We start from the raw sequence: 25,168 nt of genomic DNA on the forward strand, positions 1-25,168 counted from the left end.
ATGAAATAATAATCTAACCGAAAAGGGGAGCCAATGGCTCCCCTTTTTATCGTTGTGGGGGCAGCATCCCCCAGTCCTGGCGAAAAGAGGAATCATCATGGATTATCAGTTTGTTAAAGATATAGAGGGCCGCGTCCGTGTGCAGATGTCGATGGATCATGAAGTGATTGGACAATGGTTTAACGAAGAAGTGAATGCCGACTCGGCACTCCTGGATGCGGTGGTTACCGGCGCAACACAGGTCAAAGGCACAGAGCTACAATGGCAACATGTCGGGCGTGAATACACTATCGCATTGAGTGACGATGAGGTGATGATTCAAGCGAACTTATTGGCGATAAGTGTAGATGAACTGGATGAAGGAATGAGTTACTACGACCAAGAATCCCTCGCGTTTTGTGGTTTTGAGGATTTCTTTGCGTTAGTTGACGCATATCGCCAATTTAGTGGTCAGTGAGATTGTTTATTCACAAAAGCCAATAGCCCTAAGGTTTTCTCTGCTAAGAGATGACATTTCTGTTTGCTATCGACACGGATACCGCGTAAATCTGCGTAGCTGCTTTCACCACGCTGTTGCATATTGAAGCGATTATAATTACTCAAATTCCAGCCATTGTTGCGCGCAAAATTGATGAGTGCATTACGGATTTGTGGATCGGGCAGGTCTTGATATCCACAATCGTTTTTAAGATAAATAAAGACAGCGGTGAGATCGGCCATATCGTCGGCTTGCGAATCGTCTAAGGCATAGCAATTGCTCGATAACTGTAAAAATAGTGGAATAAAGAGTATTTTAACTAAGGTTTTCATGAAAATTCTCATCACTACAAATATCAATTAACGTTATCACAGAATAGGGAATAATGACGACAGGTTTACGCAGAGAACGCTTGACCTTGCCATAGGGGGATAGCGTAACGTCAATGACTGGATAATTAGAGGGGATACGTATGCAACGTCGAGATTTTATCAAGCTCAGCTCATTACTGATTGGCGCAGGAGCACTGCCTGCATGGAGCCGAGTGGCCTTATCAGGACAGCGACCACTTCTTACTACGCCTAGCTTACTTGAACCCGACCTGCATCAACGCATCGATTTAACTGCGATGGCCGGGACTAGCGTCTGGAATAATCACTCGGTATCGACGTGGGGTTACAATGGTCGCTATTTAGGGCCGGCGATTAAACTCCGACGCAACCAGCCTGTTTCATTGCGCGTGCATAATCACCTGCCGGTCGATACGACGGTTCACTGGCATGGTTTAGTGGTGGGAGGCGAGGTTGATGGCGGTCCGCAGGAGGTGATCCGAGCGGGGGCACAGCGAGAAGTCACTTTTACGCCCGATCAACCTGCAGCGACCTGCTGGTATCATCCTCATCCGCATATGACCTCGGGTTTCCAAGTCGCCAAAGGACTCGCGGGTATGCTTGTTATTGAAGACGAACATATCAAAACATTACGGATCCCCGCGCAATGGGGCGTTGACGATATTCCACTGGTATTCCAGGATAAAAAATTGACTGATGCGGGCACGGATATCGATTACCAGCTCGATATTATGCATGCGGCGGTGGGATGGTTTGGCGACATGATGTTGACCAATGGTAGCCAATATCCACAAGTCGCGTTACCGAACGGCTGGGTACGTTTACGGCTATTGAATGGCTGTAATGCTCGGTCGATGAATTTGGCGCTTAGCCATGACCACCCCTTTTACGTTATTGCCAGTGATGGGGGGTTATTGGCTGAGCCGGTTAAGGTTGAGCAATTGGCTATGTTACCCGGTGAACGTTTTGAGGTGATGATAGAGTTAACCGATACTAAGCCGTTTGATCTTGTTACTCTGCCGGTGACGCAAATGGGGATGACTCTCCCACCTTTTGACCAGCCCTTACCCCTATTAAAAATTCTCCCGCTACGCATTGGTGGCGGGGCAGAATTACCCGATCATCTCGCAACATTACCTACGTTGCCGAGTAGTGAAGGACTGACGCGCCGCCGTATAGCCCTATCGATGGATAAACAGCTTGATACCCTCGGGATGCAGCAATTAATGCAGCGTTATGGTCATCAAGCGATGGCGGGAATGCCGATGCACCACTCTATGCCGATGGCAGATAACACCGATAACTCCCATCAGCAACACGGGCATGCAATGTCAAGCATGCAGGGTATGCCAAAAGCTACGCAAGGCTATGATTTTCATCAGGGTAATAAGATTAATGGCAAGGCTTACCAAATTGGGGATATTGCTTGGCAAAGCCCTCAAGGCCAGCATGAGATTTGGGAGATCAGTGGCGAAGGCGACATGATGTTACACCCTTTCCATATCCATGGAACACAGTATCGGATTCTGCGCGAAAATGACCAGCCGGTTGCGGCGCATCGCCAAGGTTTGAAAGATACCGTTCGAGTTGAGGGTGGGGTGAGCCAAGTATTGGTCTCCTTCCCGCATACTGCCGATCATCAGACCCCCTACATGGCCCACTGTCATTTATTAGAGCATGAAGATACTGGCATGATGATGAGTTTCACTGTCGGTAAGTAGGATGAATTAAGCACGATACAGGGTTTTTATCTCGATTAGATTCCCTGTTATACTGCAGCCCCTGAATTTAAGCTGTAAATTTCTGGGGGTGATATATCCCACCCTTTCAGGACTTTTACGCTTTGCCGCACAATGAAAACTGAGTACTCTCAGTGAGATAGAGATTATGAAACATACCGTTGAAGTGATGATTTCCGAGCAGGAAATAAAGAACCGTGTTACAGAATTAGGGCAACAGATCACCACCGCCTACCAAGATCGTGGCAGAGAGATGGTGTTAGTAGGACTACTACGCGGTTCATTTATGTTTATGGCGGACCTTTGTCGGGCGATTGACGTTTCTCACGAAGTTGATTTCATTACTGCCTCAAGTTACGGAAATGGCATGTCTTCAACGCGAGATGTAAAAATACTGAAAGATTTGGATGAAGATATCCGCGGTAAAGATGTCTTGATCGTAGAAGATATTATCGACTCGGGTAATACATTGAGCAAAGTGCGCGAAATCTTACAATTACGTGAGCCTGCTTCCGTCGCGATCTGTACCTTATTGGATAAACCCGAGCGTCGTGAAGTTGACGTTACCGTGGAATATGTCGGTTTCTCAATCCCTGATGAGTTCGTTGTCGGCTACGGAATCGATTATGCTCAACGCTATCGTCACCTCCCTTACGTTGGACGTGTCGTCCCTGAGTAACGGGTAAATAGCACAAAGTTTCAGGCCAGCCTTGCTGGCCTGTTCTATAATGGACAGCGAGTAAGTGGTTGCACGCAGCGTTGAGACTCAAGGTCGCCTCGGTATGTTCAGGCGTTGTGCGTCAGGGGATTGACCTGACGACGGTGGCATATCAGTTTTCACTTCATCTTGTGATGACACGAGATCCTTAAAGATATTTCTCTCTGTGTACCGTTAGATTTCTCTGCCACTTCGAGAAGTGGGGGGAGTCAACGCTTGAGTATGAACAGAATGCCGATAGGTTTATATCGAGTCGCGATCAGCTTTACCAACGCTTTATTCAAGAGCGTATGCTTAATCTGTTAAGGGTCGTGGCGGTACAATAAAGACCACTAACCCTCTTTGATACTGCTTCAGGGCGGTCATTCAGATCCATTCATTACCTCCTTCCACCATAAGGTTGAATGAGGACTTTTTTTAAATACTCATCTGTCATAAACAGGCGTGGAGTTGATATGAATTATGCACTGGAAATTTCCGGGCTAACAAAAACGTATGGCAATCAAGTTCAAGCGTTAAAAGGGATCGATTTAACGGTGGAAGCAGGAGATTTCTACGCGCTACTCGGCCCAAATGGGGCAGGAAAGTCAACGACTATCGGGATTATCAGTTCGTTAGTGAATAAGTCCTCGGGAACTGTCCGCGTGTTTGGTCATGACCTCGATACTGATAAAGTACGCGCCAAACTTCAGCTTGGCTTGGTCCCGCAAGAGTTTAATTTCAACCCCTTCGAAAGTGTCCTACAGGTAGTGACCAACCAAGCAGGGTATTACGGCGTAGAGAAAAAACTGGCCTTAGTGAGAGCCGAGAAGTACTTACGACAACTCGATTTGTGGGAAAAGCGTCACCAAAAATCACGGATGCTGTCCGGAGGGATGAAGCGACGTCTAATGATTGCCCGCGCCTTAATGCATGAGCCTAAGTTACTGATTCTCGATGAACCCACCGCCGGGGTGGATATTGAACTACGGCGTTCAATGTGGGGATTTCTAAAGCAGCTCAATGAAGCCGGAACGACCATCATCCTCACCACACACTATCTGGAAGAAGCGGAAATGCTATGCCGAAATATCGGCATCATTCAACGTGGTGAGTTGGTTGAAAATACCAGTATGAAGGCGTTGCTCGCCAAAGTGGTCTCGGAAACCTTTATTCTGGATCTCGCTCCTCACACGGCTCCCGCGGTATTAGAGGGCTTCCAGTACGACGTTATCGATGGCACAACCTTAGAGGTCGAAGTGCTGCGTGAGCAAGGAATTAATCAAGTCTTTAGCCAGCTTTCTGCCCAGAATATTCAAGTATTGAGTATGCGAAATAAGGCAAATCGCTTGGAAGAGCTATTTGTAGATTTAGTGAGTAACACGGGGAAAGATAATTAATGGCACACTTATATTGGGTTGCACTTAAGCGGCTATGGGCGAAAGAAATCCATCGTTTCGGACGTATTTGGATCCAAACCTTAGTTCCGCCAGTTATTACCATGACGCTCTATTTTATCATTTTTGGTAATCTGATTGGATCGCGTATCGGGGATATGCATGGATTTACTTACATGCAATTTATCGTACCGGGACTGATTATGATGTCGGTGATCACTAACTCTTACGCCAACGTTGCCTCATCCTTTTTTAGTGCTAAATTTCAGCATAACATCGAAGAGTTGTTGGTCGCCCCGGTCCCTACCCACATCATTATTGCAGGCTATGTGGGCGGTGGCGTTGCGCGGGGGATTTGCGTTGGCGCATTGGTGACCGCCATTTCACTGCTATTCGTTCCTTTTCATGTCTTCTATTGGCCAATGGTGGCATTAACTATTCTACTGACGGCTATCGTCTTCTCTTTGGCAGGCTTATTGAACGCTGTTTTTGCTCGTAGCTTTGACGATATTAGCCTGATCCCGACCTTTGTATTGACTCCTCTCACCTATTTGGGCGGCGTCTTTTATTCGTTATCGTTATTGCCACCTTTTTGGCAAGCGGTATCCAAGCTGAACCCGATTGTTTATATGATTAGTGGTTTTCGCTATGGTTTTCTGGGGATCCAAGATGTGCCAGTACCCTTGACGCTAGCGATACTCGTGGTTTTTGTGGCAGTGTTTTATGCGATTGTCTGGGCGTTAATCGAACGGGGTAAAGGGTTACGCAGTTAACCCCCTCAACACCTGATAGCCATAGTGTGAGGAGGTAACGCATCACACTATGGCAGTGTCACTTGCTGATTGTCGATCAGTCGGGCTTTCCCCAACCATGCCGCCATGAGAATAACTGCCTTAGGGCTGTGAGAGGTTAATGGCAGTAGATTCTCCGCATCACAGATAGCAATACCATCGGGCTGCCATCCCTTTTCCGTCAAACTCGCCACAGCGCTATCGATAATGGCGGTATGATCTTGATCACCTTGCCGTAAACGTTCGGCCATTGAGTTCATGACCTGACTCAGTTGAACCGCTTGCTGGCGTTCAGCGTCAGTGAGATAGCCATTACGTGAGCTGAGGGCAAGGCCGTCTTCAGCGCGGACTGTCGGTACACCAACAATTGTGATGGGATAATTAAGGTCGATCACCATTTTACGAATAATGGCTAATTGCTGAAAATCTTTCTCGCCAAAACACGCCACATCCGGTTGAACGATATTAAATAATTTACTGACCACCGTGCTCACACCGCGAAAATGTCCAGGGCGACTGGCACCTTCTAACAGCTCAGAGAGACCCGGCACATGAACAAAGGATTGCTCGGTGAGCCCTGTTGGGTAGAGTGCGTTGGCTGCAGGGGCAAACAATAGATCCGCTTTATCAGATAATAGTTGCTGATCATTCTCAAGCGTACGCGGATAGCGCGCTAAGTCATCTGGCCGATCAAACTGCATCGGGTTAACGAAGATAGAGACGACAACACAATCCGCTAACTGTTTCGCTCGCTCCACTAGAGTGATATGTCCCTGATGGAGATTTCCCATGGTCGGGACAAAAGCAATGGTTTTGCCTTGGCGACGTAAATCGCTCAACTGTTGTTGCAGGGCGGGTATTTCATGAAAAGTCTGCATGGCAAGAAATCTATCCTTTAAAGCTGTGGGCTAACTCGGGGAAAGTCCCGTCTTGCACTTGGCGCTGGTATTGGGCAACGGCGAGTGCAATCGATCCGGTTTCAGTTAAGAAGTTTTTCGCGAATTTGGGGACATAGCCAGAAGTAATGCCGATAACATCTTGCATCACTAAAATTTGACCATCGGTATCAGCCCCTGCACCAATCCCGATCACCGGAATTGATAGTGCTTCGGTAATGCGTTTTGCCAAGGAAATCGGCACGCACTCCAGTACCAGTAGCTGCATACCCGCGGCTTCGAGGGTTAGCGCATCATTGAGAAGTTGTTCAGCTTGTTCTTCCGTTTTACCTTGGACCTGATAGCCGCCAAAGATGTTTACCGATTGGGGGGTTAATCCTAGATGACCGCATACGGGGACTGCACGTTCAGTGAGATGACGAATGGTCTCTGCCAGCCATGCTCCCCCTTCGATCTTGACCATATTCGCACCGGCCTGCATGACGCGCGCAGCATTGTGACCGGCTTGTTCAAGGGTTGGATAGCTCATGAAGGGTAAGTCGGTAAGCAGTAAGACGTTTGGCGCACCTTGACGCACATGACGGGTATGGTAAACCATATCATCGACGGTAACGGGAACCGTTGAGTCATGCCCTTGAATCGTCATGCCAAGGGAGTCGCCGACCAGTAATACGGGAATATCTTGCTCGGCGAACAGTCTCGCGAAGCTATAATCATACGCCGTAAGTGAGGCGAATTTTTTACCTTCAAGTTTCCACTGACGTAAATTTTTCAGGGTGATAGATGTCATTATAAACTCTTGTCAAGGATGCACATGGCGCGAAGTTTACAGTAACTTGTTCTTGACTGGAATCCCTGCCGACTTTAGGCGGTTACCACAGGGTAATGGTTGAGCTGTCTAACGAGGCTAAGCAGCTTACTATGCTGCCCTTGTCACCAAGGGGCAGATCACCCGCTACTTCTGCTAGGGGGACGAGCATGAATGCGCGGTTGTGCATGTCGTAATGAGGCAGTGTCAGTCGTGTGCTATTCATGTGCTGTTCGCCGAAAAGAAGTAGGTCAAGATCGAGGGTACGCGGACCCCAACGTTCGTCTTTACGTTCTCGGCCTTGTTCCCATTCGATTCGTTGGGTATGGTCTAGCAGCGCTAGAGGTGATAATTCCGTCTCCAGCACCACCACGGCGTTCAAAAAGTCAGGCTGATCTTGTGGGCCATAAGGTGGTGTTCGGTAAAAGGAGGACGTCTTGACCAGCGTTGAGGCAGGCAAGGCCGCGAGGGCGGCAATCGCCCTCTGGCACTGATCGAGTGGGTCCCGTAAATTGCTACCGAGTGCAATATAGACACGAGCCATATTAACTCTCGTTTCGACGTGAGGTGTTGCCTTTAGGCGCACGCTTACGCGGTCTATTGTAGCGGCGGCGCTGAGCAGGATCGCTGCCTAACTCTTGCAACATTGTCGCTTGGTCGTTCGCATTCTTAGTCTGGAATTCGGTCCACCAATCGCTTAATCGTTGAAGCTCTGCTGAGGATTCTACCCCCGCACGCAGGACTAAAAGGTCATAGGCAGCGCGGAATTTAGGGTGTTCCATCAATTTCCAAGCGCGTTTACCGTGACGGCGAGAGATCCGCAGCTGGAGCGTCCAGATATCACGGATCATGGTAGTGAAGCGTTTAGGAATCGCTATCGCCCGACAGGCTTCATCTAACGTATCGTTCATGGCTAATGAGAAGGCTTCAAAGAAAGGCAGGCCACTCTCTTGTGCGATTTGCTGGGCTTTTTCTTGCAGCGGATACCAGTACATTACCGCAAACAGAAACGCAGGGTTGACGCGTCTATCGTTTTGGATACGGTTATCGGTATTTTTGAATACCTGTACTAGAATACGCTCCATTGGGCTGTCGCCACTCTCAGTGAAATACTGATGGACTAGCGGGAAGAGCGGCTCAAAAAGATGGTACTTACGTAATAACGGATAGGTATACTCACCGTAACCGGATTGCAGTAACTTCAATGTTTCTTCAAATAGACGTGCTGGCGGAATATTCTTTAGCAGTCCAGCAAGTTCACCAATTGGCGCAGCAGTTTCAGGTGCGATAGTCATTCCAAGCTTCGCACTAAAACGGATGACTCGTAGCATCCGAACCGGATCTTCACGATAACGCGTTTCAGGGTGGCCAATCAGGCGAATAATGCCTTGCTCTAGGTCACTTAAACCGTTGACGTAGTCGCGCACGGTAAAGTCTGCAGCGCTGTAATACAGGCTATTGATAGTTAAATCACGGCGTTGGGCATCATCTTCGATACTGCCGAAAATATTGTCGCGCAGTAGCATGCCGTTTTGCCCTTGTTGCGAGGTGTTGCGATCAACGCTTTCTTCCTGCTCATGATGCCCGCGAAAGGTGGCAACCTCAATGACTTCTGGGCCAAACATAACGTGTGCTAAGCGAAAACGTCTACCCACTAAACGGCAGTTGCGGAATAGCTTGCGCATCTGCTCGGGGGTGGCATTAGTGGTGATGTCGAAATCTTTAGGTTTTTTACCCAGAAGAAGGTCACGAACTCCCCCACCGACCAAGTAAGCCTCGAAACCAGACTTATTAAGACGATGCAGTACCTTCAATGCATTATCACTAATCTCTCGACGAGAGATAGTGTGTTGATCGCGTGGAATGATCGTTATCGGCGGTGGGACATTTTCTGCAGAGGTGCTCTCCTCGTCACGCGTAAGGATTTTTCGGCAAAAATTAGCGACTCGGGTAAAAATAGTACACCTCAACAATAAAAAGTAGATACGGTTCCAAAATGAGAGGCTCATCATAGCCTGTTGTGAATCATTTTAGAATGTTGTTAACACATCTGTAGTAATGAAAGTGCTATTAATTGGGATTTTTGCTCTCTGCCACTGTCGTGTTGCCTGCTGGATCAGCTGCTCGACACTGAAATCATGCCACTCATCGTCGACTTTTTGTCCTAACGCAGCGAGGGCTAATATCAGCATTCGCTGTGGCGCTTCGCGTGGGAGTGGCGGGGCATGGTTTTGCTTTGAGAGCTTACTGCCTTCCTGATTCAACGCGAGCGGAAGGTGAAGATAGTCGGGAGCATTCCATCCCAGCTGCTGAAACAGCGCAATTTGTCGCACAGTGGGTTCAATCAAATCCGCCCCTCGCACCACCTGCGTCACGCCTTGGTCGTGATCATCTACCGTAACGGCAAGGTTATAGGCAAATAGCCCATCTCGACGATGAATTATAAAATCTTCTTGCGCTAACTGCGGATGACAGTGAACGGTTCCCCGCAACAGGTCAGTAAACTGGGTCACGGGAGATTGTTGGAACAAGCGAAGCGCTGCACCTTCTGCACGGTGATGGACATCGCGGCAGGTACCAAGATAATAACCCCCCGATTGCTGAATCGCTTTACGGGTACAGGTGCAGTAATAACTTCGCCGGTGCGTGATTAACCACGCTAAAATTTCTCGATAACGAGCATGATGCTGTGACTGCCAAATAACCGGCCCATCCCACGCTAACCCATAGTGTTCGAGTTGTTGGAGGATCCGTTGGGAGGCTCCCGCAATCTCTCTGGGAGGATCGATGTCCTCAATACGAACTCGCCATTGGCCGTTTTGTGAGCGCGCATCCAGATAGCTTCCTAGCGCAGCCATTAACGAACCAAAGTGAAGGTCACCGGAGGGGGAGGGCGCAAAGCGTCCAATGATAGGCGTAGAGTGAGTCATAATGAGAGTAATCGCACAGCCACTCGCGATTAGGCGCTGCGGCCGTGCAATTAGGTATATCCTCGATCAGCGGTAGGGTTAGCCTGCCATCTGTTTTTCGCGAATTTCTGCTAATGTCTTACAATCGATACACATATCGGCAGTAGGACGAGCTTCAAGACGGCGAATGCCGATTTCTACACCACAAGCTTCACAAAAACCGAAGTCGTCATCTTCAACTTTTTTCAGCGTTTTTTCTATTTTCTTAATTAATTTGCGTTCACGATCTCGGTTACGCAGTTCCAGACTGAACTCTTCTTCTTGTGTTGCGCGATCGGCCGGGTCAGGAAAGTTAGCCGCTTCGTCTTGCATATGACTAACGGTACGGTCTACTTCATCCCTGAGTTGATTGCGCCAAGCAACAAGAATTTTCTTGAAGTGTTCCAGCTGGGCTTCGTTCATATACTCTTCGCCCGGTTTCTCCTGATACGGCGCCACCCCAGCGATGGCGAGGATACTTAGAGACGATGTTTTACGTTTTTGCCCTTCTTGCATGTTGCTTCTCCTGGATAACACGCACTATCGATTCCTGATTCCCACTAAGGGAAAAAAAACAGGGCGCTATAAATATCAGAATCCTTGGGGGTTGGCAATTGCTGATAACGATGAGTTTCGCGTTATTGATAATATGTTTCTAATTAAAGAGGAAAAACTCCTAAAAGAAAAGATTTAACCCGCTATTCGATGAATGGTATCGGGTCCACCAGTAACAGTTGATGGCGGCTAATCTGTGCACGATAGACAATTACCTCGACCCCTATTGCTATCGCTTCACGTAATAGCTGCGCATAGACTGGGTCAAGATGTTTGGCGGCGCTGACTTGGTGAATTCCCGTGTGTAACACGGCAAAAAAGAGTCCTGCACGATGACCTTGTTTCACGATTGACATCAATTCTCTAAGGTGTTTCTGTCCGCGCGCCGTAACGGTATCGGGAAAATAGCCTTTTCCGTTGGCTAATAATGTGACAGATTTCACCTCAAGATAATATTTTTGATCTTTTTCATTAGACAGAACGAAGTCAATCCGGCTCTTTTCATCGCCGAATGCCACTTCTCGTTGCCAATGCGTAAACTGCGCTAGGGAGGGAACACCCTGCCGGGTGAGGAGTTCTTCCACCAGCTGATTAGCGCGTAGAGTATTAATACCGATCCAATGATGGTCAGTGGTTTGGCTAAGTTCCCAACTATAGGGGTATTTACGCGTTGTTGAGGGGGAAGTGGAGTACCAGACCGTATCTCCCGGCGTCGCACAACCCGTCATTGCACCTGTATTGGCACAGTGAATGGTGGTGATTTCTCCGCTGGGAAGACGAACATCGGCGAGAAAGCGTTTGTACCGTTTAATTAAGGTGGCAGGCTGCAGGGGGGAGGGAAATTCCATCTAATCTTGTTCTCTATCAAACAGTGGATAGTGCTGTTCTGTGTTAAGGATAACTCTGCCACGCTGGTAACGGCTACTGATTAAAGAAAAGTGCTGGCAGGTGACGGGCCACGAGAAGTCGCGTTTCGGTAAGCGGATTGAGGTTGGCGCCTGCCTTAACAGCGTGACATGTGGATGAAAAGGGAAAGCGGGTTGCGGGCAGCCTATACGGGCTACCCTTGAGCGTAATAGATCGGCTAACTGTAAAAGTTCACGCGGGGCAGGCCGACATCCTACCCAAAGCTGTCCAGATCGAGGCCAGTAACCGGCGTCATTCAGGGTAAAGGTGAATGACGGTGAACGTAGCCCGCTAATAATAGGCTGTAGTTGAGTCAGCTGTGACGCCGTCGGAGCGTTCATCCAGGCGAGCACCATATAAAGCTGCTCTCGGGCAACCGGGATACCCGTATCTGCTGGCAGAGCGGTGGCGCGCCAATGGAGCAATTGCTCAGTGGTGCGACTGGGTAAGGTTAATGCGAAAAAGTAATTATCTGCCACGGTAGCTGTTCGGGAAACCACAGAGTTCCTTAGGACGATAGGGGGCAAGTATCCAATACCAATTAATGCTATAGTGGCCATAGTATCATAATCCCTAAACGGAGCGAAGATTGAGCACCCTCCCGATTCACGACGTGCTTGATGAGTTAGTGCTTGCCCTCTCTCATTCACCTCAAGTTATTCTTCAGGCGCCCCCTGGTGCTGGCAAATCGACTTGGCTTCCTATACAGCTACTGCAACGTCTTCCGCTAAACGGCAAAATTATTATGTTAGAGCCAAGACGGCTTGCCGCCAAAAATGTGGCTTTCCGTCTTGCACATTATTTGGGTGAACCCCCCGGTGAGACGGTCGGTTACCGGATGCGTGCGGAGCAGTGCATTGGTAAGACGACACGGTTAGAGGTCGTTACCGAAGGTGTGCTAACACGTCGATTGCAGCAGGATCCCATGTTGGAAGATATCTCGCTGGTGATCATCGATGAGTTTCATGAACGTAGTTTACAGGCAGATCTGGCTTTAGCGTTTATGCTGGATATTCAGCAAGGATTACGTGACGATCTTAAACTGTTGATTATGTCAGCAACCTTAGACAATCGACGGTTAGGAGAGGTGTTAACTCAAGCGCCGACCATTACCTCTGAAGGTCGACACTTTCCGGTGCAACGTTTCTATCACGGGATATCGTCTCAGGGAGTATTCTCCGTCAACCTCGCCAATAAAATCCTTGAAGTGCTGCGACACGAACAGGGCGATATGCTGGTCTTCTTACCCGGCGAGCGTGAAATTCATCAAGTGATTAGCGAGGTGGCGGCACGATGCCCGGCGGGCGTAGAATTAAGGCCCCTTTACGGAGCGTTGTCTATCGAGCAACAACAACAAGCGATCACGATATCGGCCACGGGGCAACGTAAAGTTGTTTTCGCCACCAATATTGCCGAAACCAGTCTGACTATCGAAGGGATAAGCTTAATTATCGACTCGGTTTTGGAACGTGTTTCGCTGTTTGATTTACGGGCGGGTGCTCACCGACTTAAAACCCAATATATAAGCCAGTCGTCAATGACCCAGCGGGCAGGGCGCGCTGGCCGTTTAATGCCGGGAAAATGTTGGCATTTAATTACGACAGAGCAAGCTGAACGTTTGGCCGAACAAGCCCCCCCTGAGATTTTACGGAGTGATTTAACCGGGCTGCTACTCAATGTGCTCGCTTGGGGATGCCAACATGTGACGGCGCTGCAGTGGCTGGACGAGCCATCTCAGCCTGCGCTGGCCTATGCTAGGGCACAATTACGCCAATTAGCCGCCATTGATGCGACCGGCGCATTGACGCCGAAGGGAAGGAAAATGGCCGAGCTAGGTGTTGCGCCCCGTCTAGCGGCAATGTTGATCGCAAGCGACTCAATAAACAATAGCGAATCTACCGCGGCGATGTTGACGGCCATCATTGAGCAACCGGAACGACGCGGTGAGGGGGATTTACGCGATAACCTCGCCGCGCCAAGCGCTGGGTGGAATACTCGGGCTAGGCAGGTTTGCCGTAAGCTGGGGGTGAGCTTTACCCCTAGCCATCCCGATAAAGTCCTGCCGCTATTATTGACGGCGTTTGCTGACCGCATCGCCTATCGACGCGGGGCAACACATCGCTACCAACTGGCGGATGGTCGTGGCGCGACACTGGGCCTAGATCATCCCTTAACCCGTTATACTTGGTTGATAGCGGTACAATTACAGCTACCGGCCGACCGGCATGAGGCCCACATTCAGTTAGCTTTTCCCTTCTCGCTGGACGATATTCGACGCGAGGCGCCGCAGTTAATCACCCATCGGCACGCGCTAGAGTGGGACGAGAGTCAGGCGCAGTTCAAAGTATGGCAGCATGATGTCATTGGCGAAATCATTGTCAGCTCGCGGCCTGGTGAAAAACCCAATCCAGAGCAGTTGATTGCCGCTTATTTAGTGTGGATTAAAGACAAGGGGTTAGCGGCTTTACCCTGGGATAAGTCAGCACTCGAGCTGAGAGAAAGACTCGGTTTTGCTCAACAATGGCTACCTGAGCTCGGCTGGCCATCAGTGACCGATACCGATCTTATGGATAATCTTGAGGGGTGGCTAGGACCAGAACTTGCACACTTGCCTTCATTGGGGAATTTCTCACGGATTAATCTCTACGAAGCATTAAAAGCCCAGTTATCCTGGGAACAATGGAAATGTCTGGAGACGGAGGTTCCCACCCACATTACGGTGCCCACGGGGAGAAAAGTGGCGATTGATTATCTTTCTCCACGCGCGCCTTTACTCTCAATAAAAGTACAAGAGATGTATGGCCAGCAACGCCCTCTCACTCTGGCTCGTGGGCGTATTAATGTGGTGATTGAGTTATTATCCCCGGCACAGCGTCCGATCCAAATAACGCAAGATTTAGCGGGTTTTTGGCAAGGAAGTTGGCGCGAAGTACAAAAAGAGATGAAAGGGCGCTATCCTAAACATCTGTGGCCTGACGATCCGGCCAACACCTTACCGACGACGAGAACGAGAAAATCGTCCACGTGAAATTTAGCAACGAATCTTTCGGAAGGTTCTGTGTTTTTAGACCTAAAATAAAGATAAAGTATGTCGCCGATTGAGGCAAAGCCTGGAGAGAGAATCCATGTCTGGGAATGATCGCGAACCCATAGGGCGTAAAGGAAAATCCACGCCAAAGGGTAAAAGCCCCCCGGCTTCACCACGCAATAAGAAATACCAAGACGATCCGGATAGCTATGATGATGAGGAGAATACGTCATTGCCTGCAACTAAAAAACGCGGAAAAGCCCCGCGAAAAAGCCATAAAAGAAGTTGGCTAGGTCTACTACTGAAAATCATCTTAGTCATTGCTGTCATCTTAGCAGCATGGGGTGTTTACCTTGACTCTGAAATTCGTCACCGGATTGATGGGCGAGTATGGGACCTGCCAGCGACGGTTTATGGGCGTATGGTCAGTCTTGAGCCAGGCATGCCGTTCGATCGCAAAGATATGGTCGCCTTGCTTGAAGGAACACAATACCGTCAGGTAACAAAAATTACTCGTCCCGGCGAGTTCTCTGTTAAAGGGAATAGTATTGAGTTGTTACGCCGACCTTTCGATTTCCCAGAGGGCAAGGAAGGCCAAATTCATACTCAATTGAATTTTGAAGACGGTGAGCTTAGCGAGATCAAAAACCTCGATACCGGTCGTGATTTTGGTTATTTCCGTCTCGATCCGCGATTAATCACCATGATGCAATCACCGAATGGTGAACAGCGGCTGTTTGTTCCTCGTGCTGGGTTCCCGGATCTCCTCGTGGATACGTTGGTTGCGACAGAAGATCGCCATTTCTATGAGCATGATGGTATCAGCCTCTACTCAATCGGACGCGCTTTCGTTGCGAACCTTACTGCAGGACGTGCCGTGCAAGGGGGGAGTACCCTGACTCAGCAATTGGTTAAAAACTTATTCTTAACCAATCAACGCTCACTGTGGCGTAAAGTGCGCGAAGCCTACATGGCCGTGATAGTTGATGCACGCTATAGCAAAGATCGGATTCTGGAACTTTACCTTAATGAGGTCTATTTAGGCCAAGCGGGTAATGACCAAATTCGTGGGTTCCCGCTAGCAAGCTTATATTACTTTGGCCGTCCAGTTGATGAACTGAGTCTTGATCAGCAAGCGCTGTTAGTCGGTATGGTAAAAGGGGCTTCGCTTTACAACCCTTGGCGTAATCCGAAATTAGCGTTAGAGCGTCGTAACTTGGTGCTGCGTTTACTGCAACAGCAGAAAGTCATTAACCAAGAACTCTACGATATGCTCTCGGCGCGACCATTAGGGGTTCAGCCTAAAGGCGGTGTGATCACTCCTCAGCCAGCGTTTATGCAAATGGTTCGCAATGAACTGCAGCAAAAGCTTGGGGATAAGGTACAAGATCTCTCGGGCGTGAAAATTTTCACCACGCTTGATCCTATCTCGCAAGATGCAGCCGAAAAAGCGGTTGAAGAAGGGATCCCGGTTTTACGCAAACAACGTCGTCTCGCCGATTTGGAAACAGCAATGGTCGTTGTGGACCGTTTCAGCGGCGAAGTGCGCGCCATGGTTGGGGGAGCAAACCCTCAGTTTGCCGGGTATAACCGTGCGATGCAGGCGCGTCGTTCTATTGGTTCTTTAGCTAAGCCCGCGACCTACCTCACCGCATTAAGCCAGCCACAGCAGTATCGTTTGAACAGTTGGATCGCTGACCAACCCTTAGCGTTAAAACAACCCAACGGGCAGGTGTGGCGTCCAGAAAACGATGATCACCAGTTCAGCGGTAAAGTCATGCTGGTGGATGCACTGACCCGCTCGATGAACGTCCCTACGGTTAACTTAGGAATGTCATTAGGGCTTAAAAATGTGGTAGAAACTTGGACGAAGCTCGGTGTCAGCCAAGATCAGTTATCACCTGTTCCCGCGATGTTACTGGGGGCGCTGAACCTGACTCCGGTCGAGGTCGCTCAGGCCTTCCAAACGATCGCAAGCGGAGGTAACCGTGCGACATTATCGGCAGTGCGTTCTGTGATCTCCGAAGATAACAAGGTGCTGTATCAGAGCTATCCTCAAGCACAGCAGGTAGAGCCGCCAGAAGCTGCTTATCTGACGCTTTACTCCATGCAGCAAGTGGTCGATCACGGTACCGCTCATGCATTAGGCAGTCAATACAACACCATGCACTTAGCCGGTAAAACGGGTACCACCAATAACTTGGTCGATAGCTGGTTTGCGGGGATAGATGGTAAAGAAGTCGCCATTACGTGGATTGGTCGCGATAATAACCAATCGACCCGTCTCTACGGGGCTAGCGGTGCGATGCAAATTTACCGTCGCTATCTTGCCAGCCAACCGCCAACGCCTTTACAGCTGACGCCTCCGGATGATGTATCGATGATGCCTGTCGACTCTGCAGGGAATTTTGTCTGTAATACCGGCAGCACCACCTGGCGTAGCTTGCCAGTATGGACCGCTGATCCGACTGCACTGTGTCAGCAACAACAGCAACAGGTTGAGCAACAGCAGCAGCAGTTACAGCAGCAACAACAGCAAGAACAACAAGGCAGCCAAAGTAATAGTGTTGCGGGTTGGATAAAAGATATGTTTGGTCACTAAGTTTAGTGGGCTAATGTTAAATAAGCGCTGCCATGGCAGCGCTTTTTTTATCTCAACGACCGTTTAAGCTAATTTCGCAAAGCTACGGCGGGCCGCTTCGATTGTGCGATCGATATCTTCTTCACTGTGTGCCAGTGACATAAAGCCCGCCTCAAAGGCTGAAGGGGCGAAGTAGACACCTTCTTCTAACATCAGATGGAAGAATTGCTTAAAGCGCTCGGTATCGCAACGGGTCACATCCGCGTAACAGGTGACGTCTTTATCTTCGGTGAAGAACAGGCCGAACATCGCGCCAACCTGATTGGTAACTAACGGAATAGCGTGTTGCTCAGCCACACGCTGAAGTCCGGCGCAAAGGCGTTCAGTCAGTGAGGTCAGTGTGCTATGAACACCAGGCTGTGAGAGCTGTTTTAAGCATGCATAGCCTGCTGCCATGGCGATAGGGTTACCTGAAAGCGTACCCGCTTGATAAACCGGTCCTAACGGGGCAAGAGCTTCCATCACTTCTTTACGACCGCCGAATGCCCCGACGGGCATACCGCCGCCGATGATTTTACCTAGGCAGGTAAGATCTGGCGTGACATTGTAATACGCTTGGGCGCCGCCTAAGGCAACTCGAAAGCCGGTCATCACTTCGTCAATAATGAATAGTGCACCGAACTCATCACATAAATCACGTAGGCCTTGTAGGAAACCCGGTTGTGGAGGAATGCAGTTCATATTTCCTGCGACGGGTTCTACAATCACACAAGCAATATCGTCCGGGTATTGTTCAAAGGCTTGGCGAACGGAATCGAGATCGTTATAGGTACAAGTTAAGGTATGACGTACTACATCCGCCGGTACACCTGGAGAATTAGGTTGTCCGAGTGTTAGGGCGCCGGAACCGGCCTTAACGAGTAAGTGGTCGGCGTGTCCGTGATAACAACCTTCGAATTTGATTAGCTTATCGCGCTGGGTATAGCCGCGTGCCAAACGGATAGCACTCATAGTGGCCTCTGTTCCAGAGTTCACCATACGCACCATATCCATTGAGGGGACCAGCTCACAGACGAGTTCCGCCATTTTGACTTCCATTTCGGTGGGCGCACCGAAACTTAAGCCACGTTCAGCTGCTTGGATGACAGCATTACGGATTTCCGCGTTATTGTGCCCCAGCACCATTGGTCCCCATGAGCCGATATAGTCTATGTAGGCTTTACCATCCGCATCATAGATATAGGCACCCTCTGCACGCTCGATAAACAGAGGTGTGCCGCCAACCCCTGAAAACGCACGAACCGGTGAGTTAACGCCACCCGGAATAACGGATTGGGCTTCTTTAAAAAGTGCTTCAGACTTATTCATGACAAATTCCTGCCTAACAGAGAAAGAATACCCTACAGTGTAATGGAAAACCCCCCATGCTGTTAATGGCAGGATGAACGATGGGGCTTATCACGGCACGGTCGGTTTAGTTGTAGGCTTGATTGCGAAGCTATGCTGACTGATAATAGAGAAATAAGGTTGTAAGTTGACCCTCTCTTTTTGGAGCAGAATAATGAGCGATGACGTGGCCAATGTGCCGTTACAATTTACCGACGCAGCGGCGAATAAGGTCAAAACCTTAGTTGCCGATGAAGAGAATCCAGAACTGAAATTACGGGTGTATATAACCGGTGGGGGCTGCAGTGGTTTCCAATACGGATTTACGTTTGACGATAAAGTGAACGATGGCGATATGACCATTGAGAAACAAGGCGTAGCTTTAGTGGTCGATCCAATGAGTCTACAATATTTAGTCGGCGGATCTGTCGATTATACCGAAGGCCTTGAAGGAGCTCGTTTTATCGTCACCAACCCTAATGCTAAAACCACCTGCGGGTGCGGCTCCTCCTTCAGCGTTTAAGCTTTTTCCCGTTAATTTACCAAGCTTAATGTGTGTAACGCATTAAGCACGGCCTGAATTTTCGGGGAAGATTGCTGTGCGGCTTTATAGCGTAAGGTTAAGGGTAATCCCTCCAGTTTGACCTGCGGCAGAATTAACACCAGTTCCCCTCGTTCTAACTTTTCTTTAATTAACCAGTAGGGCAGCTGTGCAACGCCGATCCCATGGCTGACTGCCATTAAGTGTGCGTCAGTATTGTTAACGATCAACCGGTAGTGAGAAGGGTGCCAAGCTTGTGGAGGGTTATCCGTAGGGATAATCCACGGTTTCATTTGCCCGTTCTGTGCTTGATAGCCAACGATATGTTGGGCGCAAAGGTCGCTTAGTGTAGCCGGCATACCGTATTCTTTAATAAAGCTAGGGCTTGCACAAAAAACCATCTTTTCATAGCCAAAATGCTGAAAGCCTTCCTGTATAGCTAAAGGGATCCCCCCACCGATTCGCACCGCGATATCGATCTTCTCTTGTTCAAGCTCAAGTAATGTATCCGAGAAATGTAACGTCAGACGTAATTCAGGATAGCGTTGCATCAGGGAACAGAGTATCGGCAGCACCACAACTTTTCCAAAGGTCTCCGGAAGGGCGAGGGCAACTTTCCCAGTCGGTAAATCTTGGCTGAGTTGTAAAGCCGTCTCGGTCTCAGTTAGCTGGCGGAGGATCTGTAAACAGGTTTCGTAATAGGTATTGCCCGCATCGGTGAGCTGCAACGTTCGAGTCGTTCGCTCAAACAACCGACATGCTAACCGTTGCTCTAATGCTTGAATTGCCTTACTGATTGCCGACGGTGAGAGATGTAGGCGTTTTCCTGCCTCAGTAAAGCTACCTGTTTGCACACAAGCGATGAATTGATGAATATTTTTGAAACGTTGATCATGCATATTTGTGAATTCTATTCAAAAGTAGCGTGAAATCTTACCTGAGATAAGCATTTAATTCTCGACTAAGCTAGAGGGATAGGCAAAATTTTGGAGGTTGTATGCAAAAAAAAGCACTTATCATTGGTTGTAGTGGCATAACAGGCAGCGCTCTCGCTGTGGAATTACGACAACAAGGGTGGGAAGTAACCGGACTCTCTCGCGGTCATTCGGCTCTGCCACAAGGGGTTAAAGGGCTGACTGCCGATCTCACTTCTGCGGAACAAGTCGCTGCCGCGCTCCGTGAGCAGCATCCGGATGCGGTATTTTTCACTGTGTGGTCTCGTCAAGAGAATGAGAAGGAAAATATACGCGTAAATGGAGCAATTGTTCGACATGTCATCGATGCGTTAGGCGATCGCTTATCGAGCAGCCACGTGGCACTGGTTACAGGACTCAAACATTATCTGGGGCCTTTCGAGGCTTACGGCGCGGCCGAAACAGTGATTACTCCTTTTAGAGAAGAACAACCGCGCCAACCTGTCGATAATTTTTATTATGCGCAGGAGGATGAGATTTTTGCAGGGGCCGAACGCTATGGTTACCGCTGGAGCGTACATCGTCCACATACGGTGATTGGTGCTGCCCAAGGTAATGCCATGAATATGGGGCAGACTCTCGCGGTTTATGCGGCACTCTGCCGTGAACAAGGATGGCCTTTTATTTTCCCGGGCTCTCCTGAGCAATGGCAAGGAGTATCTGATGTCACCGATGCAGGGATCTTGGCCCGACAACTCGTCTGGTCCACCGACGCAATCGATGCACAAAATGCAGCGTTTAATATCGTTAATGGCGAGCACTTTCGCTGGAAGTGGCTATGGCCGCGATTAGCGCATTATTTTGGTATTGAGCCGGCTGATTATTCGGGCAGCCCTACGCCACTCGACGCGCGAATGCAGCAGGCGAATGCGCAACAATTGTGGGTGGCGTTAGCGGAAAAATATCAGTTGGAGACGAAAGAGATTGATAAGCTCGCTTCATGGTGGCATACCGATGCGGATCTTGGTCGACCTTTTGAGGCGTTCACCGATATGACAAAAAGTCGTTTGGCGGGTTTCACGGATTATCAGTCGACAGAACAGAGTTTCTATAAATTATTCGACCAATTGATCGATAAAAAGATCATTCCTGACTTTAAAAGACGTTGAGTTAATGTGAGTTTTAACCGCTGTTTTGTGAACTAGCGTAAAGTTTTATAGAGAATAAATCCCGCGCTCAGCGGGATTTTTTTCGAGGTTAGCCGAGCTTCTTAACAATGGCTTCGACCAGCAACGAGGACTGTTGTGCTGCAATCGTCAGGAATTCATCAAAGCTTAAATGGGAGGCTTGATCGGCCACATCGGAGATAGAACGGACGACGACGAAAGGTGTCGCGAATTGATGGCAGACATGGCCTATCGCAGTGGCTTCCATCTCCACTGCAATGGCTTGAGGGAAGGTGGAGCGAATACGAGTCAAGGTTTCCGCCCCATTCACAAATGCATCGCCACTGACGACTAGGCCCGTGACAGTGTGCAAGGCTAAGTCAGCCGCGCATGTTTTTACTGTAGAGATAAGATTCTGATCGGCTTGGAAAGCCGCTGGACAGCCAGCCATTTGACCAAGCTCGTAACCGAATGCGGTGACGTTCGCATCGTGATAGCGCACTTCACTGGACACTACGATATCACCAATGTTAAGGCTACTCTCTAAGCCGCCTGCTGAGCCGGTATTGATGATCACATCAGGTTTACAGAGTTGAAGTAACAATGTTGTCCCTAGCGCGGCAGACGTTTTACCAATTCCTGATTTTAATAGCGCAATGTCGACGCCATGCAGTTTACCTGTATAGATCTCACATCCTGCCAAACTGATCGTTTGGCGTTGTTCGATTTTTTCGCGGAGCAGCGTAACTTCTTGCTCCATCGCCCCGATAATGCCTATTTTCATTGTCTTTCCTACTAAAACGGTGGATTCAATTATGTGAGTTAGCATAGTCTATCATGCTGTAAGAAGGAATTGATGTTGTCTAAGGGGTGGAGAGGGTGAGGATCAATTTTAAAGATAAGATTAGCGTTAAAAGGCCTTTTAATAACGGCCGTATTCCTGATACCGAAGAACAAATTAGTCGGGTATTTGAAAGCGATCGCGGGCGTATTATCCACTCTGCGGCATTACGTCGCTTACAGCAAAAAACGCAAGTCTTTCCCTTAGAACGCAACGCCTCCGTTCGCTCGCGGCTGACACACTCTCTTGAAGTCCAGCAGGCAGGACGCTATATCGCTCGTGAAATTTTATTGAAATTACAGCGGCAATCTGGACTTGAACACTATGGCCTAGAAAATTTTGCCCGCAGTTTCGAGAGTTTAGTTGAGATGGCCTGTTTACTGCACGATGTGGGTAATCCGCCTTTTGGACACTTTGGCGAAGCGGCTTTGAAAGATTGGTTTCAGGAGCACTTAGCCGCGGGTATTCCCGGTATCACTAATGATGAACCCCACCTTACCTCACTGATAGCAAAGATTCGTACCGACCTCAGCCATTTTGAGGGCAATGCACAGGGTATTCGCTTAGTACACACCATCTTGCAGCTCAATCTTAGCTATGCCCAAGTTGCCTGTATTATGAAGTACACGGCCCCGGCTTGGTGGCAGGGCGAAAAGCCGGAAGCCTACTCAACGTTGATGAAGAAACCGGGGTTTTACCTGTCGGAACAACCCTACATCAATAAACTGAGACAGGAGACGCAACTTGCTGAGTTTCATCGCTTTCCTTTGACTTATATTATGGAAGCGGCAGACGATATTTCTTATTGTATCGCCGATTTAGACGATGCGGTGGAGAAAGCGATTTTCAATGTTGATGCGCTATATGGGTATTTAGCCATGGAGTGGGGGGCTGTACAACATAATGATCTGTTTTCGCGCACCGTAGAAGAAGCATGGAGTGAAGCGAAAACGAAGAAACGGCGGAGCAAGGGTGACCAATTTTTTATGTCCTTGCGCGTGCATGTGCAGCGGGAACTTGTCAAACATGCAGTGCAGCGTTTTATTGATCATTTACCCGCGATCTTTACAGGAAGCTTTAACCATGCGCTGCTTGAAGACGAAGGGGATGCAGGGCGACTATTAGCGATGTTCAAGAAAGTGGCGCGTAAATATGTTTTCCGTCACTCGGAAGTGGAACAATTAGAGCTTCAAGGTTACCGGGTGATTAGAGGACTGTTGGATATTTATCAACCGATGATGCTACTCTCCTATGATCATTTCCATCGACTGATCACCGAAGATGAATTGCCTGGCTACCCGATTGAAACACGGCTTTTTCACCGCTTATCGGATAAACATTGCAAAGCGTATTGCCACCATGTGCAGCAGTGCCAACACTTCCCCCATTCAACCTTAATGTTGTGGGAACGCTATTACCGATATCGGTTGATACAAGATTATGTGAGTGGAATGACTGATCTTTATGCCTGGGAAGAATATCGCCGTCTGATGGCCGTGGATTTCGTCTAGAAAGTGTCAAGAATTCAAATATTTTTTTACGTTTTTACAGGGAGTTGAGAAGGAACTAATTGGTATACATTCATTCTTAAGTGAGTCATCACAGCAATGATTTAGGATAGTAAAAATAAGAGAATCCGACTATGAAAAAGAATATTTTATCACTCAGTATGGTTGCACTCAGTTTAAGTTTAGCATTGGGGTCAGTGAGCGTCACTGCGGCACAAACCGCCTCGGCAGATAGCCAACAAATGCCGAGCCTCGCGCCGATGCTACAAAAAATCATGCCCTCCGTGGTGAGTATCAGTGTTGAAGGATCTACCACTGTTAAAAACCAAGCGAATCAACAATTCCAGCAATTTTTTGGTGACATGACACCCTTTTGTCAGCAAGGTTCTCCTTTCATGAATTCACCGCTTTGCCAAATGCCTAACCAAGGTAGAGGCCAAGGCGGTCAGCAGGAGAAGTTTCGTGCGCTAGGGTCTGGAGTGGTGATTAATGCCCAAAAAGGTTACGTGGTGACCAACAATCATGTGGTCGATAATGCCACTAAAATCACCGTTCAATTGAGTGATGGACGTCGATTTGATGCCAAAGTATTAGGTAAAGATCCTCGCTCCGACATCGCCTTAATCCAGCTTAAAGAAGCGACCAATTTGACCGCAATTAAGATGGCTGACTCTGATAATCTGCAAGTCGGCGATTATACTGTGGCGATTGGTAACCCTTATGGATTGGGAGAGACTGTCACCTCGGGCATCGTCTCGGCACTCGGTCGCAGTGGATTAAATGTTGATAATTATGAGAACTTTATTCAAACCGATGCCGCAATAAACCGCGGGAACTCTGGAGGGGCTTTAGTTAATCTCAATGGCGAGCTGATCGGTATCAATACTGCTATCCTTGCGCCAGATGGCGGTAATATTGGTATTGGCTTTGCTATCCCTAGCAATATGGTGAAAAACCTCACGGCACAGATGATCGAATATGGTCAGGTTAAGCGCGGGGAATTGGGCATCATGGGGACAGAACTCAACTCAGAGTTAGCTAAAGCTATTAATGTCAATGCACAGCGCGGGGGCTTTATTAGCCAAGTTTTACCTAACTCCTCAGCAGAAAAAGCGGGAATTAAACCGGGAGATGTCATTGTTTCGATGAACGGTAAGCCGTTGAATAGCTTTGCAGCCTTACGGGCAGAAGTCGGGTCACTCCCTGTCGGCACCAAGTTATCACTCGGTATTATCCGTGATGGTAAACCGGTAAATGTTACGCTCGAATTGCAACAAAGTCGCCAAGATAACGTTTCTTCAGCAACGATTTACGCTGGAATTGAAGGGGCAGAGTTAAGTAATTCAGTGAGTAACGGACAGAAAGGTGTACATGTGGATGCTGTTAAAGTTGGCTCAACTGCCGCACGCATTGGTTTACGCAAAGGCGATGTTATCCTTGGCATCAACCAGCAATCCATTGCTAACCTTGGTGAACTCCGTAAGGTATTAGATTCAAAACCTGCAGTGTTAGCCTTAAATATCAAGCGTGGAAACGACGTTTTATATTTACTTGCGCAATAAAATACCCACTTTTTCAGGTTTTACTGTCAGCCCACATAGACTCTGTGGGCTGCGTAGAACAAGGGATGTCGTGATT

23 protein-coding genes are annotated in these 25,168 nt (G+C 48.6%); 11 read left to right on the top strand and 12 right to left on the bottom strand.

Features of this window, described 5'->3' with window-relative positions; all coding sequences use genetic code 11:
- Positions 1-97 precede the first annotated feature (97 nt).
- Entirely contained in the window at positions 98-457 is a 360-nt protein-coding gene (locus BMX14_RS02485) for a YacL family protein (protein ID WP_092672231.1), read from the top strand.
- Here the strand turns inward: BMX14_RS02485 and BMX14_RS02490 are convergent.
- Positions 451-810: a YacC family pilotin-like protein gene (locus BMX14_RS02490; RefSeq protein WP_092672234.1), complete on the bottom strand. Its 360-nt coding sequence runs from the start codon at positions 808-810 to the stop codon at positions 451-453. The genes BMX14_RS02485 and BMX14_RS02490 overlap by 7 nt on opposite strands.
- Positions 811-950: 140 nt before the next feature.
- On the opposite strand from BMX14_RS02490, the gene cueO reads away from it, so the two are divergent.
- The 4 genes from cueO (at position 951) to BMX14_RS02510 (ending at position 5,434) form a co-directional block, all read left to right on the top strand.
- Positions 951-2,549 carry a multicopper oxidase CueO gene (cueO, locus tag BMX14_RS02495; protein ID WP_092672237.1) on the top strand — a complete coding sequence of 533 codons (1,599 nt, stop codon included), beginning with the start codon at positions 951-953 and terminating at the stop codon, positions 2,547-2,549.
- A gap of 166 nt (positions 2,550-2,715) precedes the next feature.
- Complete coding sequence (gene hpt / locus BMX14_RS02500) at positions 2,716-3,246, top strand: hypoxanthine phosphoribosyltransferase (protein WP_092672240.1); 531 nt, start codon at positions 2,716-2,718, stop codon at positions 3,244-3,246.
- A 494-nt stretch (positions 3,247-3,740) separates the two neighbouring features.
- Positions 3,741-4,664, top strand: coding sequence for an ABC transporter ATP-binding protein (locus tag BMX14_RS02505; protein ID WP_092672243.1), 924 nt, complete (start codon positions 3,741-3,743; stop codon positions 4,662-4,664).
- Positions 4,664-5,434: an ABC transporter permease gene (locus BMX14_RS02510; protein ID WP_092672246.1), complete on the top strand. Its 771-nt coding sequence runs from the start codon at positions 4,664-4,666 to the stop codon at positions 5,432-5,434. The genes BMX14_RS02505 and BMX14_RS02510 overlap by 1 nt, the downstream gene beginning before the upstream one ends.
- A 47-nt stretch (positions 5,435-5,481) precedes the next feature.
- Here BMX14_RS02510 and panC read toward each other — a convergent pair whose 3' ends face one another.
- From panC to thpR, 8 genes are all read right to left on the bottom strand, one after another.
- Positions 5,482-6,330, bottom strand: a complete 849-nt coding sequence (gene panC / locus BMX14_RS02515; RefSeq protein ID WP_092672249.1) for a pantoate--beta-alanine ligase — start codon at positions 6,328-6,330, stop codon at positions 5,482-5,484.
- 10 nt (positions 6,331-6,340) lie between these two features.
- Complete coding sequence (gene panB / locus BMX14_RS02520) at positions 6,341-7,138, bottom strand: 3-methyl-2-oxobutanoate hydroxymethyltransferase (RefSeq protein WP_092672252.1); 798 nt, start codon at positions 7,136-7,138, stop codon at positions 6,341-6,343.
- Positions 7,139-7,220: 82 nt separating this feature from the next.
- On the bottom strand, positions 7,221-7,700 hold the full coding sequence (gene folK / locus BMX14_RS02525; protein ID WP_092672255.1) for a 2-amino-4-hydroxy-6-hydroxymethyldihydropteridine diphosphokinase: 480 nt from the start codon (positions 7,698-7,700) through the stop codon (positions 7,221-7,223).
- Position 7,701: 1 nt separating this feature from the next.
- Positions 7,702-9,114: a polynucleotide adenylyltransferase PcnB gene (pcnB, locus tag BMX14_RS02530; RefSeq protein WP_230527242.1), complete on the bottom strand. Its 1,413-nt coding sequence runs from the start codon at positions 9,112-9,114 to the stop codon at positions 7,702-7,704.
- A 72-nt stretch (positions 9,115-9,186) separates the two neighbouring features.
- Positions 9,187-10,086, bottom strand: coding sequence for a tRNA glutamyl-Q(34) synthetase GluQRS (gene gluQRS / locus BMX14_RS02535; protein ID WP_092672258.1), 900 nt, complete (start codon positions 10,084-10,086; stop codon positions 9,187-9,189).
- A gap of 78 nt (positions 10,087-10,164) precedes the next feature.
- The gene (dksA, locus tag BMX14_RS02540) at positions 10,165-10,620 is read right to left on the bottom strand and encodes an RNA polymerase-binding protein DksA (RefSeq protein WP_071431570.1); all 456 of its coding nucleotides are present in this window, start codon (positions 10,618-10,620) and stop codon (positions 10,165-10,167) included.
- Between the two features lie 182 nt (positions 10,621-10,802).
- The gene (gene sfsA / locus BMX14_RS02550) at positions 10,803-11,507 is read right to left on the bottom strand and encodes a DNA/RNA nuclease SfsA (RefSeq protein WP_092672264.1); all 705 of its coding nucleotides are present in this window, start codon (positions 11,505-11,507) and stop codon (positions 10,803-10,805) included.
- Entirely contained in the window at positions 11,508-12,125 is a 618-nt protein-coding gene (gene thpR / locus BMX14_RS02555; RefSeq protein ID WP_092672267.1) for an RNA 2',3'-cyclic phosphodiesterase, read from the bottom strand.
- Positions 12,126-12,154: 29 nt separating this feature from the next.
- On the opposite strand from thpR, the gene hrpB reads away from it, so the two are divergent.
- Entirely contained in the window at positions 12,155-14,593 is a 2,439-nt protein-coding gene (hrpB, locus tag BMX14_RS02560; RefSeq protein ID WP_092672270.1) for an ATP-dependent helicase HrpB, read from the top strand.
- A 97-nt stretch (positions 14,594-14,690) separates the two neighbouring features.
- Positions 14,691-17,195, top strand: a complete 2,505-nt coding sequence (gene mrcB, locus BMX14_RS02565; RefSeq protein WP_092672273.1) for a bifunctional glycosyl transferase/transpeptidase — start codon at positions 14,691-14,693, stop codon at positions 17,193-17,195.
- A 63-nt stretch (positions 17,196-17,258) separates the two neighbouring features.
- Here mrcB and hemL read toward each other — a convergent pair whose 3' ends face one another.
- Positions 17,259-18,542: a glutamate-1-semialdehyde 2,1-aminomutase gene (gene hemL, locus BMX14_RS02570; RefSeq protein ID WP_092672277.1), complete on the bottom strand. Its 1,284-nt coding sequence runs from the start codon at positions 18,540-18,542 to the stop codon at positions 17,259-17,261.
- Positions 18,543-18,735: 193 nt separating this feature from the next.
- Between hemL and erpA the strand changes: the two genes are divergently transcribed.
- Positions 18,736-19,083 (top strand): iron-sulfur cluster insertion protein ErpA, encoded by a 348-nt coding sequence (gene erpA / locus BMX14_RS02575; protein WP_048911552.1) that lies wholly within the window; start codon positions 18,736-18,738, stop codon positions 19,081-19,083.
- Between the two features lie 11 nt (positions 19,084-19,094).
- Here the strand turns inward: erpA and BMX14_RS02580 are convergent, their stop codons facing one another.
- A complete protein-coding gene (locus BMX14_RS02580; RefSeq protein ID WP_092672280.1) occupies positions 19,095-20,000 on the bottom strand; it encodes a LysR family transcriptional regulator in 906 nt (301 codons plus the stop codon).
- Between the two features lie 98 nt (positions 20,001-20,098).
- On the opposite strand from BMX14_RS02580, the gene BMX14_RS02585 reads away from it, so the two are divergent.
- A complete protein-coding gene (locus BMX14_RS02585) occupies positions 20,099-21,184 on the top strand; it encodes an SDR family oxidoreductase (RefSeq protein ID WP_092672283.1) in 1,086 nt (361 codons plus the stop codon).
- A gap of 88 nt (positions 21,185-21,272) precedes the next feature.
- Here the strand turns inward: BMX14_RS02585 and mtnN are convergent, their stop codons facing one another.
- The gene (gene mtnN, locus BMX14_RS02590) at positions 21,273-21,965 is read right to left on the bottom strand and encodes a 5'-methylthioadenosine/S-adenosylhomocysteine nucleosidase (protein ID WP_092672286.1); all 693 of its coding nucleotides are present in this window, start codon (positions 21,963-21,965) and stop codon (positions 21,273-21,275) included.
- Between the two features lie 95 nt (positions 21,966-22,060).
- Between mtnN and dgt the strand changes: the two genes are divergently transcribed.
- Together dgt and degP are read left to right on the top strand one after the other, a co-directional pair.
- The gene (gene dgt / locus BMX14_RS02595; RefSeq protein ID WP_092672289.1) at positions 22,061-23,533 is read left to right on the top strand and encodes a dGTPase; all 1,473 of its coding nucleotides are present in this window, start codon (positions 22,061-22,063) and stop codon (positions 23,531-23,533) included.
- A gap of 131 nt (positions 23,534-23,664) precedes the next feature.
- Positions 23,665-25,092 carry a serine endoprotease DegP gene (gene degP, locus BMX14_RS02600; RefSeq protein WP_092672292.1) on the top strand — a complete coding sequence of 476 codons (1,428 nt, stop codon included), beginning with the start codon at positions 23,665-23,667 and terminating at the stop codon, positions 25,090-25,092.
- Positions 25,093-25,168 lie beyond the last annotated feature (76 nt).

The organism is Rosenbergiella nectarea, assembly GCF_900111105.1.
In the GTDB taxonomy this organism is placed as follows: Bacteria; Pseudomonadota; Gammaproteobacteria; order Enterobacterales; family Enterobacteriaceae; genus Rosenbergiella; species Rosenbergiella nectarea.